Source organism: Pseudomonas sp. R3-57, assembly GCF_051132065.1.
Lineage (GTDB): Bacteria > Pseudomonadota > Gammaproteobacteria > Pseudomonadales > Pseudomonadaceae > Aquipseudomonas.
The window spans coordinates 4,296,634-4,312,084 of sequence record NZ_CP071655.1; the positions used below are offsets into that span (position 1 = coordinate 4,296,634).

Below are 15,451 nucleotides of genomic sequence, written 5' to 3' on the forward strand. Positions count from 1 at the left end.
CTGGCATCGCCCACCGTGATGCCGCTGGATGGATCAGGCCGGTCTCCGGGCTCATGAGCGGCGTTGGCCAGACTGCGCGCCTTCCCGCTGTTGAGCAGTGGCATTGAACGCAGTGTTCACTCATTTACCGTTGCGGGGGCAGCGCCGGGATCGTCGTGGCTTCGCGTGAAGACCACCCTCACCGGCTTCCCTGTTTCACTCTGTCGACGCAGGTCACAGAGCACCTGAAACAAGCGGCGAAGGTTAGAGGGTTGGGGGTGGAGCGTCAATTAAAGAGGCGGCCATCGGGCAAGAAACTGCGATCGATCAATTATCTGCCGGCAATCTTGTGCCAGACTGTGACAAGTGATATCAAAGAGCCATGCTTTTCTCGAAAAAGCACATCACAACAATAAGGACGATGACGATGCAAGGCATGATCATCAGCAACCCGCGCCTGGAATTCCTGCGCCCGGTGCTTGAACGCTGGTTTGACTGTATCGACCGCTACAACACCGTGCGCGGCGACGGCGATACGCCGTACTGGCATGACGAGAGAGCCAACCTCGGCCTGCTTTCGGCCGCAGCCTGGATGGCCGAGCTGGTGACCTTGAACGACACCGTCACCCGCAAACAGAACGAAGACGGCGAGCGCAACGCCCGCGCCGATCTGTTTATCGCCGGCAACGAAGACCGCGCCTTCATTCAAGGCACCCAGCGCTGGCCACGGGTGAACAACCTCAACCTGACCCAGGCTCTTGCCGACATCACTCAGGACGCCAAACGCATCAGTTACGCCAGCGACCTCAAGCTCGGCTGCCTGTTCGTCGCCCCGCAAAAAGCCCAGCACAGCGCCAGCCCCGAAGAATTGCAGGACATGGTCGACGATCTGCAAAAGGAACACACCTGCGCCGTGGCCTGGTATTTCCCCTATGCCTACCGCAAATTGCACAGCGAAGCGGGCAACTATCACCCGGGCATTGCCGTGCTGTTCAAGGAAGCCCGCGGTTGAGCAGTTGAACCATCGGGCTTGCGCCCTCCTCTATGGTTAGGAATGCATTCATAGGGAAGATCAGCAATGCGCAAGCCCCACCTAGTTTTTGTCATCGCCCTCGCCGGCGGGCTCAGCGCCTGTGGCGAAACCTCCAGCCTGCAAGTCTCCGACGGCACTGGCCCGTCGCCGAAACTGCCGGAACCGAACAAGACCCTGATCCCGACAGTGAACATTGCCCCGGCGATCGGCTGGCCCGAGGGGGCAAAACCGACGGCGGCAGCCGGCACTCAGGTCGCCGCGTTCGCCGAAGGCCTCGATCATCCGCGCTGGCTGTACGTGCTGCCCAATGGGGATGTGCTGGTGGCCGAAACCAATGCGCCACCGAAACCGGACGACAGCAAAGGCATTCGTGGCTGGGTGATGAAAAAGGTCATGGGCAAGGCCGGCGCCGGCGTACCGAGCCCGAATCGCATCACCTTGCTGCGCGATGCCGACAAGGATGGCGTGGCCGAAACCCGCACGGTGTTTCTGCAAAACCTTAATTCGCCATTCGGCATGGCCCTGGTCGGCAACGACTTGTACGTGGCCGATACCGATCGCCTGTTGCGCTTCAATTACGAGCCCGGCACCACCGAAATCAAGTCCCAGCCGATCAAGGTCGTCGATCTGCCGGGCGGCACGCTGAACCATCACTGGACCAAAAACGTGATCGCCAGCAAGGACGGCAGCAAGCTCTACGTCACCGTCGGTTCGAACAGCAACGTCGGCGAAAACGGCCTGGATCAGGAAGAGGGTCGTGCGGCGATCTGGGAAGTCGATCGCGCCACCGGCAATCACCGAATCTTCGCCTCGGGCATCCGCAATCCCAACGGCCTGGCGTGGGAGCCCACCAGCGGCGCGCTGTGGACGGCGGTCAACGAGCGTGACGAGATCGGCAGCGATCTGGTGCCGGACTACATCACCTCGGTCAAGGACGGCGGCTTCTATGGCTGGCCGTTCAGCTATTACGGCCAACACGTCGACGTGCGGGTCAAGCCGCAGAACCTCGACCTGGTGGCCAAGGCCATCGTCCCGGATTACGCAGTCGGCCCGCACACCGCCTCGCTGGGCCTGACCTTTGCCGAGGGCAACAAGCTGCCGGCGCAATTCAAGGAAGGTGCGTTCATCGGCCAGCACGGCTCGTGGAACCGCAAACCGCACAGTGGCTACAAAGTGATTTTCGTGCCCTTCAGTGGCGGTAAACCCAACGGCACACCGGTGGATGTGCTGACCGGCTTCCTCGACAAGGACGAAAACGCGCTGGGCCGCCCGGTGGGCGTGGCGATCGATCAGCAAGGCGGGTTGCTGGTGGCGGATGATGTGGGCAACAAGGTGTGGCGTGTGTCGGCCACAAAATAACTTTCGCCTGACACAAACCAACTGTAGGAGTGAGCCTGCTCGCGATAGCGGTCTTTCAGTTAACGATGATGTTGACTGACAAGGCGCTATCGCGAGCAGGCTCACTCCTACAGGGATTTTGTGTGATTTGATTTACGGGTTATGCGCCAACTGCCCCGGCTGCAACACCCGTTTGGCGCTCAGATAGGCCTTCTGCCAATACGCCTTCGACAGGCTGTCGAGCTTGACCGTGCCGCCCGTTGCCGGCGCATGCACGAAGCGCCCTTCGCCGACATAAATGCCGGCATGGCTGACCTGCGAGCCGCCGTTGGTAGCGAAGAAAATCAGGTCACCGGTCTGCAAGCCTTCCTTGCCGACGTTCGGTGCCTGCATGACGATCATTTCGCGAGTGGAACGTGGCAGCGAGATTCCCGCCGCATCGCGGTAAACGAAGCCGATCAGGCCGCTGCAATCGAAACCCGAATCCGGCGTGTTGCCGCCCCAGCGATAGGGCGTGCCGACGAGGCCGAGCGCGCGAAACAGCACGTCTTCAGCAACCGGTGAAAAAGCCTGTGAAGAGCCGAACACAATCGGCGCGCGAACCACGGGGGCTGGCGGCGGTGTACGACTGGCGCAGGCGCTGAGCAGCGCGGCGCAAAGGATCAAGGTGAGGCGGGCCGACATCGTCATAAGCAGAACATCCTGATCAGGCTGCGGCTTTCTCTGCCGAATGGACAGAAACAAAACCGCCTGCGTCTGTACGCAGGCGGTTTGCCATCAATATGATTCAGGATTCTAGCGGCTACGCGGCAAACTTCAAGTAAGACTTTAACTTCACCTTGTAAAGTTTGTGTCTACTCCGTTTGCCGGCAGCTTGAGTGTCGCCACGAACGCAGCGACAACAGGGCAATTACTTGCGCGCAGTGACCACGGTCGGAGCGTTCGCCAGTGCGCGTTTCGCTTCGATGAAGGTCTTGCTCCAGTAGCTGTCACCCAGACTGTCGATGCGAACACCGCCGCTGCGACGACTGCTGGAGTGGATGAACTGGTTGTCGCCCAGGTAGATCCCGGCGTGACTGACCCGGCCGCGACGGCCATTGGTGGCGAAGAACAGCAGATCGCCCGGCTCAAGGTTGCTGCGCGCAACCAGCGGCGCATCCACGTTGATCATTTCGCGGGTGGAGCGCGGCAGATTCATGCCGGCTTCTTCGCGGAACAGATAACCGATGAAACCGCTGCAATCGAAACCGGCTTCAGAGGTACCACCGAAACGGTAACGGGTACCGATCAGGGACATGCCGCGTTCGAGAATGCTGTCGGCCAGAACAGGAAGCTGATAAGGCTTCTTGCCGTTGAATTCGTTGAGTTCTTTTTCGGTGTCCAGCTCTTCCTGATAAATAACGGAAGACTGGGCCGTGGCGGAATTTTTAACCTGCTGAGGCTGCTCTTGAACTGGAGAATGAGCAGCACAACCGTACAACAGGGTGACGAGTGCGAGAGGCACGAGGGGTGCGAAGCGCTTTAGCATGGGCACGACCGTGGCTGATAGTTGTAAAGAAGCCGAGACTATGCCCGCTATCGTCCTCATTTGCAAATTCAATCGAACTAAATGTGACTTGGCGGTTTCGCGTTTACATCTAAGCGCTTAAGCCCATTTGAACCGATACGCGGCCTGCAACCCATGCAGGAATGCGGATTTTCTGGCGCCTGAAAGATGCCACCCGCCCCTTGAAACCCGCACTACAGCAGGCTCGGCTTACCAGCCCAAGGTTTCTTTGAGGAACGGAATGGTCAGCTTGCGCTGGGCCTGGAGCGAGGCTTGATCGAGCTGTTCGAGCAGATCGAACAATGCACTCATGCTGCGCGTGCCACGGGTCAGAATGAAGTGCCCGACCTCATCGGTCAGGTGCAAACCACGACGCGACGCGCGTAATTGCAGCGCACGCAACTTGTCTTCATCGGAAAGCGGGCGCATCTGGAAGATCAGCGCCAGGGTCAGGCGCGATTTCAGGTCGGCCAGTTTCACCGGCAATTCGCGCGGTGACGTCGACGCGGCGATCAGCAGACGCCGACCGCTGTCACGCAGACGATTGAACAGGTGGAACATCGCCTCTTCCCAATCCGCCTTGCCGGCAATCACCTGCAAGTCGTCGAGACAGACCAGTTCGTACTGTTCAAGGTTGTCGAGGATTTCGACGCCGCGGTCCATCAACTCGGCCAGCGGCAGGTACACCGCCGGCTCGCCCATCTGCTCGAAACGCAAGCATGCGGCCTGCAACAGATGCGTGCGCCCTACGCCGTGTTTGCCCCACAGGTAGATCAGGCTCTCTGTCCAGCCGGCGTCGGCTTCGCAAAGACGCTCGACATAGCCGAGTGCAGCGGCATTGGCGCCTGGGTAGTAGTTGATGAAGGTGGCGTCGTCACGCAGACGCACACCTAGGGGCAGCTGAATCGGTTTCATGCTGACTGAACGGTTACCAAGGAACCGTTAGTGGCCTCTGTGTAAAGTTGGCGAAGTTTATACCCGTGACGCTGAGCGCACAATGCGACAGAGTCCAAGCAAAATCAAAGGTTTGCGTTAACTCGCTGGTTTCATGACAGTTTCTTTGGCGCCAGCGCCTGCGGAAAACGGGGCGACCCGGCCGTTCGCCGGGCCGCCCTTCGCCCTTACAACTCCGGCTCGTCCACACCACTGTAGATGTCGGAATCCTTGTACAGGTCGTGCACATGGCGCACCAGGACCATGATCACCGCCGCCACCGGCAGCGCCAGCAACACCCCGGTAAAACCGAACAACTCGCCACCGGCAAGAATGGCGAAAATCACCGCCACCGGATGCAGGCCGATGCGGTCGCCCACCAAAAGCGGTGTCAGCACCATGCCTTCCAGCGCCTGCCCGACCATGAACACCGCGACAATGCCGACCATCGGGTATAGATCGCCACCGAACTGGAACAACCCGGCGATCAGCGCCGCGCCGATACCGATGACGAAGCCCATGTACGGCACGATCGCCGCCAGACCTGCGATCAGGCCGATCAACAGCCCCAGCTCCAGACCGACGATCATCAGCCCCGCCGCGTAAATCACGCCCAGCGCCAGCATTACCAGCAACTGCCCGCGCACGAACGCGCCGAGCACTTCATGGCATTCGCCGGCCAGCGCCACCACGCGCTCCTCGCGATCACGCGGCAGCAGGCTGCGGATCTTCGCCATCATCACGTCCCAATCGCGCAGCAGGTAAAAGCTCACCACCGGAATCAGCACCAGATTCGCCAGCCAGCCGATCAACGCCAGACTCGACGCCGTCGCCTGACTCAGCACCACGCCGACGATGTCGGTGGTCTGGCCCATGTGTTCACTGATCGCCGCTTTGACCTTGTCAAACTTCCAGAAACCATCCGACAGCCCCAGCTTCGCCTGCGCCCACGGCACCGCGGTGTGCTGCAGCCAGTCGAGCATCTGCGGCGCGAGTTCGTACAGACGCAGCAACTGCTTGGCGAGCATCGGCACCAGCACCAACAGCAATGCGGTGACGATCAGAGTGAACAAGGCGAACACCGAGATCACTCCCCAGGTGCGCGACAGGCCTGCCCGTTCCAGCCGATCCACCAGCGGATCGAACAGATAAGCCAGCAGCAGCGCAACCAGGAACGGCGTGAGGATCGGGTGCAGCAACCATACAAACGCGCAAAGCAGGACTACCCCACCGAGCCAGAACCAACGCCGCGTATCGGCCATTTACCACTCCTGCTTATATATAAAGAAAGATTTACCAACGAAAGCGTAACGACGGCGCCGCCGCTACCGGAGCCGGCGCTGCCACCGGTGCAACACCGCCCTCCACAGTCTGCGGCGCAGGCACCGGAGCCGGCGCTTCTGGCGGCAACTCCTGCAACTTCGCCAGCGAGAGTTGCGCACGCAACTGCTCGGCGCTGCCGCTGACCCGGTAGACGATACGATCGCCGTCAACAGTCTGCAGACGCACGCCGAACGGTTCGAGTAACCGCAACAACGCCGCGTAATGCTCCAGATTCATGCCCTGCACTTCGAGGGTCTGCTGCCCTGACACACCGGGCTTGACCACAAAGCGCGGCGCCAGGCGCTCGGCCACAGCCAGCATCACCGCATCGGCCACAGCAGCCTGATCGGCGCCCTGCACGCTGCCGGCCTCTTTCTGATCGCCCAGCCACAGGCGCCACTTGGCCTGCCACTGCCCGCCTTCTTCACGGGCATGCACGGCCAGCAAGGCGTCGGCGTTGTAGCGTTCGGAGGCACTGCGCAACGGCGCGGCATCGGCGCCCTCGAGTGTCGGCGCGGTGGCGACCAACTGCTCGCTCAGGTCGGCCAGCGGCAGGCGCAGCGGCAAGCCGCGATGTTGCGCCGCCGCACGTAATGGCGTCGCGGCCGCCTGACCATCGCCGACCAGACTCGAGCCTTCGGTCGAATCGTTCAGCCACCAACCGAGAATCGACGGCCGATTGGCGCCCCACAGCGACAACCCGGCGCGACGCAACGCCTGTTCGCTGGTCGCCGGGTCGAAATCGACCTTCAGCACTTCCGGCGGACCGGCATCGAAACCGAATTGACTGATGATCTGTTGCGGATCCTTGCGAATCGCCGCCAAACCGGGGCTTTGCGGGGCTTTCGGGTCGCCGGTCAGGCGCAGCACCAGCGTGTCGAGCGCCGCCTGCGTGGCGCGATCGCGTTCTTCCGGCGCCTGGCCAGTGACTGGCTGGCGCACCTGATAAAGGCCTTTGAGATTTTCGGCGTGACTCGCCAGGCTGAGCAGCGACAGACAGCCTACCAACAATAATTTTACAAAACGCATGGAGAATTCCCGTCGACAGGAGCGGCTGGAACAGGCCGCGTGAACCGTTTGAGCAAGGCTGTGACCCTTGGCCTGCGCAAAACATTCACGCGGCGGCGGTAAGTTTTTGCACAGTGATAACGATAGACGGTTAATGGCCACACCTTATACAGACGTTCAGGGCGCTGGATTGTAAAAAAATTCCGCGGATATGGCCCTGCCCGTCGGTGCGAGGATGGCCGCTGCCCCTCAAGCCTGATAAAATCGCGCGCCTTCGCAGACCGGCAACAGCCGGGCACCCCGAAACTCGCGTGAGGCCACCGCCACCTCGATTTCGATGTTCCCGCTGAACTCGGTCGTTACCCCCTGAATCCCCTCCCCTAAAGGCCTGGATCATGAGCAAGCAACCCTCCCTGAGCTACAAGGACGCCGGTGTAGACATCGACGCCGGTGAAGCATTGGTCGAACGCATCAAGAGCGTCGCCAAGCGCACTGCGCGCCCGGAAGTCATGGGCGGCCTGGGCGGTTTCGGCGCCCTCTGCGAAATCCCGGCCGGCTACAAGCAGCCCGTGCTGGTGTCCGGCACCGACGGCGTCGGCACCAAGCTGCGTCTGGCGCTGAACCTGAACAAGCACGACAGCATCGGCATCGACCTGGTCGCCATGTGCGTCAACGATCTGGTGGTGTGCGGCGCCGAGCCGCTGTTCTTCCTCGACTACTACGCCACCGGCAAACTCAACGTCGACACCGCAGCCCAGGTAGTGACCGGCATCGGCGCCGGCTGCGAACTGTCGGGTTGCTCGCTGGTGGGCGGCGAAACCGCTGAAATGCCCGGCATGTACGAAGGCGAAGACTACGACCTGGCCGGCTTCTGCGTCGGCGTCGTGGAAAAAGCCGAAATCATCGACGGCTCGAAAGTCGCCACCGGTGACGCGCTGATCGCCCTGCCATCGTCCGGCCCGCACTCCAACGGCTACTCGCTGATCCGCAAGATCATCGAAGTCTCCGGCGCCGACATCGAAAACATCCAGCTCGACGGCAAACCGCTGACCGACCTGCTGATGGCCCCGACCCGCATCTACGTCAAGCCGCTGCTCAAGCTGATCAAGGACACCGGTGCGGTCAAGGCCATGGCCCACATCACCGGTGGCGGCCTGCTCGACAACATACCGCGCGTGCTGCCAAAAGGCGCTCAGGCCGTGGTTGACGTCGCTAGCTGGACCCGCCCTGCGGTGTTCGACTGGCTGCAAGAAAAAGGCAACGTCGACGAGACCGAGATGCACCGCGTGCTGAACTGCGGCGTCGGCATGGTCATCTGCGTGGCTCAGGAACACGTTGAAGTGGCCCTGAAAACCCTGCGTGACGCGGGTGAGCAGCCTTGGGTCATCGGTCAGATCGCCGCGGCTGCCGAAGGCGCTGCCCAGGTCGATCTGCAGAACCTTAAGGCTCATTGATGTCCGCACCCTGTGATGTCGTGGTGCTGTTGTCCGGCACCGGCAGTAACTTGCAGGCTCTGATCGACAGCACGCGGACCGGCGACAGCCCGGTCCGCATCGCTGCAGTGATTTCCAATCGCGCCGACGCCTACGGCCTGCAGCGCGCCAGTGACGCGGGTATCGCCACCCGCTCGCTGGATCACAAGGCATTCGAGGGCCGCGAGGCCTTCGATGCTGCTCTGATCGAACTGATCGACGAATTCCAACCAAAACTCGTGGTACTGGCCGGTTTCATGCGCATTCTCAGCGCGAATTTCGTCCGTCATTACCAGGGCCGCCTGCTCAACATCCATCCGTCGTTGCTGCCCAAATACAAAGGGTTACACACTCATCAGCGCGCGCTGGAGGCCGGCGACACGGAACACGGCTGCTCGGTGCACTTTGTCACTGAGGAACTCGATGGCGGACCACTGGTCGTACAGGCAGTATTACCGGTAGAGTTGCACGACACGCCGCAGAGTCTGGCGCAGCGCGTCCACGTTCAGGAACACCGGATTTACCCGATGGCGGTACGCTGGTTTGCCGAAGGCAGGCTGGCACTCGGGGAGCACGGTGCTTTGCTGGACGGGCAGTTACTCGCCGCCAGCGGCCACTTGATTCGAATCTAGGAGATATTATGCGTCGCGCCCTGCTCTTCGCTTGCGCTCTGCTCGCCCTGCCCTTCGCGCAGGCAGCGGACCTTCAACCGTTCTCCGCCAGCTACACCGCCGACTGGAAGCAACTGCCCATGAGCGGCACCGCCGAGCGCAGCCTGGCCAAGGAAGCCAACGGCGTGTGGAAACTCAGCTTCAAGGCCTCGATGATGATCGCCAGCCTGACTGAAGAAAGCACCCTGACGCTGGACAAGGACACCTTGCTGCCGCAGTCCTACCACTTCGAACGCGGTGGGCTGGGCAAAGCCAAGAAGGCTGATCTGGATTTCGACTGGAACAACAAACTGGTCACCGGCACCGACCGTGGCGACGCGGTGAAGATCCCGCTGAACCGTGGCATGGTCGACAAGTCCACCTATCAACTGGCGCTGCAGCATGACGTGGCCGCCGGCAAAAAGACCATGAGCTATCAAGTGGTCGATGACGGCGAAGTCGATACTTATGACTTCCGCGTACTGGGCTCGGAAAAAGTCGAGACCAAGGCCGGCAAGATCGACGCGATCAAGGTCGAACGCGTGCGCGACCCGACACAAAGCAAGCGCATCACCGTGCTGTGGTTCGCCAAGGACTGGGATTATCTGCTGGTTCGCCTGCAGCAGGTCGAGACCGACGGCAAGGAGTACAACATCATGCTCCAGGACGGTACGGTCAACGGCAAGGCTGTCAAAGGCAGCTGATTCGATGCAGGAACAAAGAGCCCCGCGAAATGCGGGGCTTTTTTATTGGCTGCTGGATTGGAGATTTGTGGCTGGCTCGGCCCTCACCCCAGCCCTCTCCCCCAGGAGAGGGAGCCTACCGAGGTGTCTTTTGCTATGCGTCGACCTGACAGACCGAGTCGATTATGGATTCAATGGAGGTCGCTCAGTTCGGTATAGCTCTCCGATTCCCTGCGGTCAGTCCTCTCTCCCCCGGGGAGGGCTAGGGTGAGGGGCTTTTCGAGACACACACTCATACCGAAAACCGCGCCACCATTCCGTTCAAATCCACCGCCAACCGCGACAACTCCTGACTCGCCGCACTGGTCTGATTAGCCCCCGCCGAAGTCTGCATCGCCAGATCGCGAATGTTCATCAGGTTACGATCCACTTCCCGCGCCACCGCCGCCTGCTCCTCCGAAGCACTGGCAATCACCAGATTACGTTCGTTGATCAGGGTAAACGCCGAAGCTATTTCTTCCAGCGCCATGCCGGCAGACTTGGCCAGCTCCAGTGTCGAACGCGCGCGCGAATTGCTCTGCTGCATCGAACTGACTGCCGAATCGGTGCCCTGCTGAATCCCGCCGATCATCTGTTCGATTTCCTGTGTCGATTGCTGAGTGCGATGAGCCAAGGCCCGCACTTCATCCGCAACCACGGCAAAGCCACGTCCGGCATCACCAGCCCGGGCCGCTTCGATCGCGGCGTTCAAGGCCAGCAGATTGGTCTGCTCGGCAATCGAACGAATCACATCCAGTACCTTGCTGATACCATGAATCTTCTGTGCCAGATCTTCGACTTTGGCCGCGTTCTGGGTCACGTCGCCGGCGAGAAATTCGATGGATGTCACCGTCTGCTGCACTTGCTCGCGCCCTTGGCGGGCGATGCGATCGGACTCACGCGACGCTTCGGACGTGGCCACCGCGTTATTCGCCACCTCTTCCACCGCCGCGGTCATCTGGTTGACCGCCGTGGCTGCCTGCTCGATTTCCTGACTTTGCTGATGCAAGCCACGGGTGGCGTCTTCGGTAACGCTGCTCAGTTCCTCGGAGGCCGAGGCCAGTTGGGTGGACGACTCGGAGATCCGCCGGATCGTGTCACGCAGGTTGTGCTGCATGCTCTTGAGTGCCTGCAACAGCCGCGCCAGCTCGTCTTTGCCAGCGATGTGAATATCGCCGGTCAAATCACCACCGGCGACGACTTCAGCGACGCTGAGCGACTGGGTCAAAGGCACGACGATGCTGCGGGTCAACAGCCACGCCAGGCCAATGGTGATCAGCGCGGTCAATGCAATCATCGCGGCAACCCAGACCCGCGAATGGTTGAACACTTGACGTGCCGCTTCGGTGGCCAGATTGGCATTGCGCTTGTTCAGATCGACCAGTTCGCGCAGGGTGACGGCGATCTCGTCGGCCAGCGCGCTCATCTGCTCGTTGAGAATCGCTGAAGCTTCGGCAACCCGATTCTGCCCCGACAGCTGCACAACCTGCGCCTGAAGCTCAAGGTACTTGTGTTCGGCGACCTTGAAGCGATCGAACAGCGCTCGCTCTTCAGGCAAGGCGATAAGCCCCTCATAGCGCCGCTGCGTCTCGGTCAGGCCATTGCGCAGCTCGTTGAGCCTGGCGACGTTCTGCTCAAGCGCCTTGGGGTCTCGATTGAGCAGCAGGCGCATGGTCAATGCGCGCAGACGCAGCATGTCCTGACTCATGTCGCCGACCGCCATTACGCTTGGCAGCCAGTTGTTGTCGACTTCATCGGACTGCGCGCGCATGTTCGACATTTGCAGCAGGGCAAACGCCCCAAGGGCGAAGACCATCACCGCCAACAGACCAAACCCCACGCCGGCGCGCGGGGCGATATTGAAATTACGGATGTTCATGACACGGGCTCCTTCCAGATACGCTGCATCAGCCTGCAGCGGGTTGCTTTAGAAGGTATCGGCATTGCCCTTAAATTGCGTAAGACGAAAAGGCGATAGGCAGACGAGCGGCTAGTTCGAAGCGCTGGGCTTGACGTTTCAGCGCTGGTCAGGGCTTTTGAGCGTATCGCGCGGCAATATCGCCAGGAAGTTATCCCGCGCAACCTTGCGGGCTACCGCCTCCGGCAGTGCATCCAGAAACGGACGATAGCTGTGCATTTCCTGACCGAGTTTGTTGAATCGTCCTACCACGTCAGAGCCGAGCATGAAGCGATCAGGGTACTTTTCCACCAGCGCCAGCCACTCCGGCCGAGGTTTGCCCTGCTCATCCAGCAGGTAAGGCGTGAGCATGCTCCACGACAGATCGACGAACAGATTCGGATAAGCCTCAAGCATGCGCGTCAGGGTCGGCAGCAGAAACGGTAGCTGCTTTTGATGCCGATGGATTTCCGCACTGGTGCCCGCATGCGCCCAGATGAAGCGGGTGTGCGGATGATTACGCAGCGGCTCTTCGACTTCCTGCAGATACAGCGGATTTTTCTCACGTTTGGAGGTGATGTTGGAATGCAGCATCACCGGCAGATCATTTTCCGCAGCAAGGTGATAGATCTTCGTCATCGCTTCGTTGTTGGCTCGCGGGGTGTCGCCCGCGGTGAGTGCGGTCAGATCGTCGTGCCGAGTAAACACTTCGCCAATGCCCTGCCACAGCCCCGGATACAGGTCGAGCATGCGCTGGATGTGCGCGGCGGAGTTTTTGTCGTTGGGATTGAAACCTGACAAGAACGGGTGGAAGTACTGGCGCTGTTCCGGCGACAGCTTTTGCACCGCATCGGCAATGATCACGTCGGTGGCGCTGTACCAGTAGGCGTCGGCGTCATCACCGGCGTAATAGCGCGGGCGCTTGGGTTCGTCCTCGTGCCACTTCTTCGCCACGGGAATGCCGGAAATCATCACATGCTCGATGGAGTTTTCCTTCATGGCCGTCAGCAATTTCGCCATGCCGGCGCTTTCCTGGAAAAAATCCACGTAATGCAGGTGCGCATCGCTGTAGGTGTATTCGCGGGCATGGGCAGTCCCGGCGAGAGCCAGAAGGCAGGCGACAATCAGACGCGACAAAAACACAAGTAATCTCCGGCAGGTGGGCATAGCCTAGACCCCGCCCGAAGGACAAGGGTTCAGCCCTCACGGAAAGCGGAACGTGTACCCGTGGGAATGTTCTATAACTGCAAGGTCTTGCCTGACCCTACGATTTTCCCGCTGCCTGTGAGGTTCTCATGACTGTTACCGTCAATACCGTCTCCGCTGAAGGCTATCGTCACACCGTACAAATCGATGACCACGAACTGTTTGCCGACGTACCGAAAACGGCAGGTGGCGAAGGTTCGGCGCCAGAGCCGCACGATTATTTCGATGCCGCACTCGGCGCCTGCAAAGCGCTGACGCTGAAGATGTACGCGAAGAAGAAAGACATCCCGCTGACTGGTGTGGGCGTCGACGTCAAACGCGACAACAGCGAAGAACAAAAAGGCAAATATGTGCTGCACGTCACCCTGACCCTCAAAGGCGTACTCACCGACGCGCAACGCGACGAACTGCTGCGGGTCGCCGACCGTTGCCCGACTCACAAACTGATGACCACCAGTGACGTGACGATCGAAACCCACACCCCGCAAGGCTTCGACAGCCAATAAACCTCCCATGGCCAGCGGCGGGTTATGCTTCTGGCATCGCCCGCTCAGCCTGGAATGCCCCATGGATACGCAACCCCTGATCATCCGCCCGCGCGCCGAAGACGTCGAAGGCCAGCCGATCCTGCGCCCGCTGCCGTCAGCCAAATGCCGCAGCGTCGGGCCTTTCGTGTTTTTCGATCACATGCTCGAGACGGTTTATCCGACCGGCAAAGGCATGGACATCCGCCAGCATCCGCACATCGGTCTGTCGACCCTCACTTATCTGTTCGAAGGCCAACTGCAACACAAGGACAGCCTTGGTTCGGATCAGGTAGTCAGCGCCGGCGATGTCAGCTGGATGACCGCTGGCAGCGCCATCGCCCATGTCGAGCGCACCCCAGCGCCGTTACTGGCGCAAAGCTTTACCTTGCATGGCTTGCAGGTCTGGCTGGCCTCGCCCAGGGAACATGAACAGGGGCCGGGCCACTACAGCCATCATCCGGCAGCGAGCTTGCCGGTCAGCGATAACCTTGGCGTGCAGATCCGCATGATTGCCGGGTCAGGCTTTTGCCTCGAATCACCGGTGCCGGTACTTTCCCCTACGCTGTATGCCGAAGTACGGATGCAGAGCGCAACGACGCTGCTGATTCCGACCGAGCATGCGGAACGTGCGGTGTATGTGTTGAGCGGCGATGCCCAACTGAGCGGCGACGCCATCGAGGCCCACGCCTTGGTGGTGCTGCCGGCCGGGGAAGAGATGAGTCTGTTTGCCGAAAGTGATGTGCACGCGGTGATATTCGGCGGTGCGGCGCTGGACGGGCCGCGGCGGATCAACTGGAATTTCGTTGCAAGTGATCCGGCGGCGATCGATGAAGCGCGGCGCAAATGGGCGGCCGGGGATTGGCCGACGGTGCCAGGGGAAGTTGAACGGATCGAGTTACCCTGAGATTTATATCGCCTGGAAAATTGCTATCGCGAGCAGGCTCACTCCTACAGGGGAACGCATTCCAAATGTAGGAGTGAGCCTGCTCGCGATGAGGCCCTATCAGCCACCACAGAATGGTTGCCTGACAACTGAATCAGCCCTCGAACACTTCATCCAGCAAAGCATGCATCGACTTGAACGCACGCTTCGCGGTCTTCTCGTCGTACATCATCTTGCCCGGCACGTTCGCATACGGGTCGGTAAACGAGTGCACCGCCCCGCCGTAGCTGAGCAACTGCCAATCCACGCCAGCAGCATTCATCTCGTCTTCAAATGCCGGCAATTGCTCTTTCGGCACCAACGGATCGGACGCGCCGTGCAGCACCAGCACCGAGCCCTGGATGTTCTGCGCATCCGCCGGGTTCGGCGAGTCCAGCGTGCCGTGGAACGACACCGCCGCTTTCACTGGCGCGCCGGTGCGGGCCAGATCCAGTGCACAGCAGCCACCGAAGCAGAAACCGAACACCGCCAGTTTCGACGTATCGACCGCCGCTTCACCCTGGCTCTGCAACTGCTCGAAAGCCACTTGCAGACGTTTGCGCAGCAGAGCGCGGTCGTCCTTGAGTGGCATCATCGCCGCCAGCGCCTGATCGGCATTCTGTGGACGTACGCTTTGGCCGTAAACGTCAGCAATCAACACCACGTAACCTTTGGCCGCCACCGCTTTGGCGATGTCTTCGGCACCGGCGCTGACGCCCATCCAGTTCGGCGCCATCAACAAACCCGGCAGCGCACCCTTGTGCTCGGCGTCGAAGGCCAAACGACCTTCATAAGGCTGGCCGTCAATCTGGTAGACCACGGAACGTACAGTGACTTGGCTCATTTCTGACTCCTGATTCGTTAAACACCAGAATGAAAAAACCCGCCGAAGCGG

At 60.6% G+C, this 15,451-nt stretch carries 15 protein-coding genes, 1 pseudogene and 1 riboswitch; of the genes and pseudogenes, 7 read left to right on the forward strand and 9 right to left on the reverse strand.

Annotation, left to right across the window (positions count from 1 at the left end):
- Positions 1-19: 19 nt before the first annotated feature.
- A riboswitch (cobalamin riboswitch) is annotated at positions 20-243 on the reverse strand.
- Between the two features lie 163 nt (positions 244-406).
- Positions 407-991 carry a hypothetical protein gene (locus J3P93_RS19285; RefSeq protein WP_434590803.1) on the forward strand — a complete coding sequence of 195 codons (585 nt, stop codon included), beginning with the start codon at positions 407-409 and terminating at the stop codon, positions 989-991.
- 66 nt (positions 992-1,057) lie between these two features.
- A complete protein-coding gene (locus J3P93_RS19290) occupies positions 1,058-2,371 on the forward strand; it encodes a PQQ-dependent sugar dehydrogenase (protein WP_434590806.1) in 1,314 nt (437 codons plus the stop codon).
- Between the two features lie 132 nt (positions 2,372-2,503).
- Here the strand turns inward: J3P93_RS19290 and J3P93_RS19295 are convergent, their stop codons facing one another.
- The 5 genes from J3P93_RS19295 to J3P93_RS19315 all read right to left on the reverse strand — a co-directional run bounded on the left by J3P93_RS19295 (position 2,504) and on the right by J3P93_RS19315 (position 7,181).
- Complete coding sequence (locus J3P93_RS19295) at positions 2,504-3,040, reverse strand: C40 family peptidase (RefSeq protein ID WP_434590809.1); 537 nt, start codon at positions 3,038-3,040, stop codon at positions 2,504-2,506.
- A gap of 220 nt (positions 3,041-3,260) precedes the next feature.
- Positions 3,261-3,878, reverse strand: a complete 618-nt coding sequence (locus J3P93_RS19300) for a C40 family peptidase (RefSeq protein ID WP_090282434.1) — start codon at positions 3,876-3,878, stop codon at positions 3,261-3,263.
- Positions 3,879-4,106: 228 nt separating this feature from the next.
- Positions 4,107-4,811, reverse strand: coding sequence for a DnaA regulatory inactivator Hda (hda, locus tag J3P93_RS19305; protein ID WP_007919828.1), 705 nt, complete (start codon positions 4,809-4,811; stop codon positions 4,107-4,109).
- A gap of 206 nt (positions 4,812-5,017) precedes the next feature.
- Positions 5,018-6,091, reverse strand: coding sequence for an AI-2E family transporter (locus J3P93_RS19310; RefSeq protein WP_208938176.1), 1,074 nt, complete (start codon positions 6,089-6,091; stop codon positions 5,018-5,020).
- A gap of 31 nt (positions 6,092-6,122) precedes the next feature.
- Complete coding sequence (locus tag J3P93_RS19315; protein ID WP_434590815.1) at positions 6,123-7,181, reverse strand: DUF2066 domain-containing protein; 1,059 nt, start codon at positions 7,179-7,181, stop codon at positions 6,123-6,125.
- Positions 7,182-7,555: 374 nt separating this feature from the next.
- Between J3P93_RS19315 and purM the strand changes: the two genes are divergently transcribed.
- The 3 genes from purM to J3P93_RS19330 are packed head-to-tail and all read left to right on the forward strand — an operon-like array spanning position 7,556 to position 9,986.
- Positions 7,556-8,614: a phosphoribosylformylglycinamidine cyclo-ligase gene (purM, locus tag J3P93_RS19320; protein ID WP_047600249.1), complete on the forward strand. Its 1,059-nt coding sequence runs from the start codon at positions 7,556-7,558 to the stop codon at positions 8,612-8,614.
- Entirely contained in the window at positions 8,614-9,264 is a 651-nt protein-coding gene (purN, locus tag J3P93_RS19325; protein ID WP_434590819.1) for a phosphoribosylglycinamide formyltransferase, read from the forward strand. Before purM ends, purN begins: the two co-directional genes overlap by 1 nt.
- 8 nt (positions 9,265-9,272) lie before the next feature.
- On the forward strand, positions 9,273-9,986 hold the full coding sequence (locus J3P93_RS19330; RefSeq protein WP_090282429.1) for a DUF3108 domain-containing protein: 714 nt from the start codon (positions 9,273-9,275) through the stop codon (positions 9,984-9,986).
- A 271-nt stretch (positions 9,987-10,257) separates the two neighbouring features.
- Here J3P93_RS19330 and J3P93_RS19335 read toward each other — a convergent pair whose 3' ends face one another.
- From J3P93_RS19335 to J3P93_RS19345, 3 genes and pseudogenes are all read right to left on the reverse strand, one after another.
- Positions 10,258-11,121 carry a methyl-accepting chemotaxis protein gene (locus tag J3P93_RS19335; RefSeq protein WP_434598439.1) on the reverse strand — a complete coding sequence of 288 codons (864 nt, stop codon included), beginning with the start codon at positions 11,119-11,121 and terminating at the stop codon, positions 10,258-10,260.
- Between the two features lie 39 nt (positions 11,122-11,160).
- Positions 11,161-11,883 (reverse strand): annotated as a pseudogene (locus tag J3P93_RS19340) (MCP four helix bundle domain-containing protein); the annotation flags it as partial.
- 138 nt (positions 11,884-12,021) lie between these two features.
- Positions 12,022-13,068 (reverse strand): amidohydrolase family protein, encoded by a 1,047-nt coding sequence (locus J3P93_RS19345; RefSeq protein ID WP_434590822.1) that lies wholly within the window; start codon positions 13,066-13,068, stop codon positions 12,022-12,024.
- Between the two features lie 128 nt (positions 13,069-13,196).
- Here J3P93_RS19345 and J3P93_RS19350 point away from each other — a divergent pair, with 128 nt between their 5' ends.
- Together J3P93_RS19350 and J3P93_RS19355 are read left to right on the forward strand one after the other, a co-directional pair.
- A complete protein-coding gene (locus J3P93_RS19350) occupies positions 13,197-13,613 on the forward strand; it encodes an OsmC family protein (protein WP_434590825.1) in 417 nt (138 codons plus the stop codon).
- 61 nt (positions 13,614-13,674) lie between these two features.
- Positions 13,675-14,538 (forward strand): pirin family protein, encoded by an 864-nt coding sequence (locus J3P93_RS19355; protein WP_434590828.1) that lies wholly within the window; start codon positions 13,675-13,677, stop codon positions 14,536-14,538.
- A gap of 133 nt (positions 14,539-14,671) precedes the next feature.
- Here the strand turns inward: J3P93_RS19355 and J3P93_RS19360 are convergent, their stop codons facing one another.
- A complete protein-coding gene (locus J3P93_RS19360; protein WP_434590831.1) occupies positions 14,672-15,400 on the reverse strand; it encodes a dienelactone hydrolase family protein in 729 nt (242 codons plus the stop codon).
- Positions 15,401-15,451 lie beyond the last annotated feature (51 nt).

Bases quoted from the DNA above. Each gene is read 5' to 3' on its own strand.
- J3P93_RS19330 (WP_090282429.1), top strand. From the start codon at position 9,273: ATGCGTCGCGCCCTGCTCTTCGCTTGCGCTCTGCTCGCCCTGCCCTTC.
- J3P93_RS19310 (WP_208938176.1), bottom strand. From the start codon at position 6,091: ATGGCCGATACGCGGCGTTGGTTCTGGCTCGGTGGGGTAGTCCTGCTT.
- J3P93_RS19335 (WP_434598439.1), bottom strand. From the start codon at position 11,121: ATGCAGCACAACCTGCGTGACACGATCCGGCGGATCTCCGAGTCGTCC.
- J3P93_RS19295 (WP_434590809.1), bottom strand. From the start codon at position 3,040: ATGACGATGTCGGCCCGCCTCACCTTGATCCTTTGCGCCGCGCTGCTC.
- purN (WP_434590819.1), top strand. From the start codon at position 8,614: ATGTCCGCACCCTGTGATGTCGTGGTGCTGTTGTCCGGCACCGGCAGT.
- J3P93_RS19315 (WP_434590815.1), bottom strand. From the start codon at position 7,181: ATGCGTTTTGTAAAATTATTGTTGGTAGGCTGTCTGTCGCTGCTCAGC.
- J3P93_RS19290 (WP_434590806.1), top strand. From the start codon at position 1,058: ATGCGCAAGCCCCACCTAGTTTTTGTCATCGCCCTCGCCGGCGGGCTC.
- J3P93_RS19355 (WP_434590828.1), top strand. From the start codon at position 13,675: ATGGATACGCAACCCCTGATCATCCGCCCGCGCGCCGAAGACGTCGAA.
- J3P93_RS19350 (WP_434590825.1), top strand. From the start codon at position 13,197: ATGACTGTTACCGTCAATACCGTCTCCGCTGAAGGCTATCGTCACACC.
- J3P93_RS19285 (WP_434590803.1), top strand. From the start codon at position 407: ATGCAAGGCATGATCATCAGCAACCCGCGCCTGGAATTCCTGCGCCCG.
- J3P93_RS19345 (WP_434590822.1), bottom strand. From the start codon at position 13,068: ATGCCCACCTGCCGGAGATTACTTGTGTTTTTGTCGCGTCTGATTGTC.
- hda (WP_007919828.1), bottom strand. From the start codon at position 4,811: ATGAAACCGATTCAGCTGCCCCTAGGTGTGCGTCTGCGTGACGACGCC.
- J3P93_RS19360 (WP_434590831.1), bottom strand. From the start codon at position 15,400: ATGAGCCAAGTCACTGTACGTTCCGTGGTCTACCAGATTGACGGCCAG.
- purM (WP_047600249.1), top strand. From the start codon at position 7,556: ATGAGCAAGCAACCCTCCCTGAGCTACAAGGACGCCGGTGTAGACATC.
- J3P93_RS19300 (WP_090282434.1), bottom strand. From the start codon at position 3,878: ATGCTAAAGCGCTTCGCACCCCTCGTGCCTCTCGCACTCGTCACCCTG.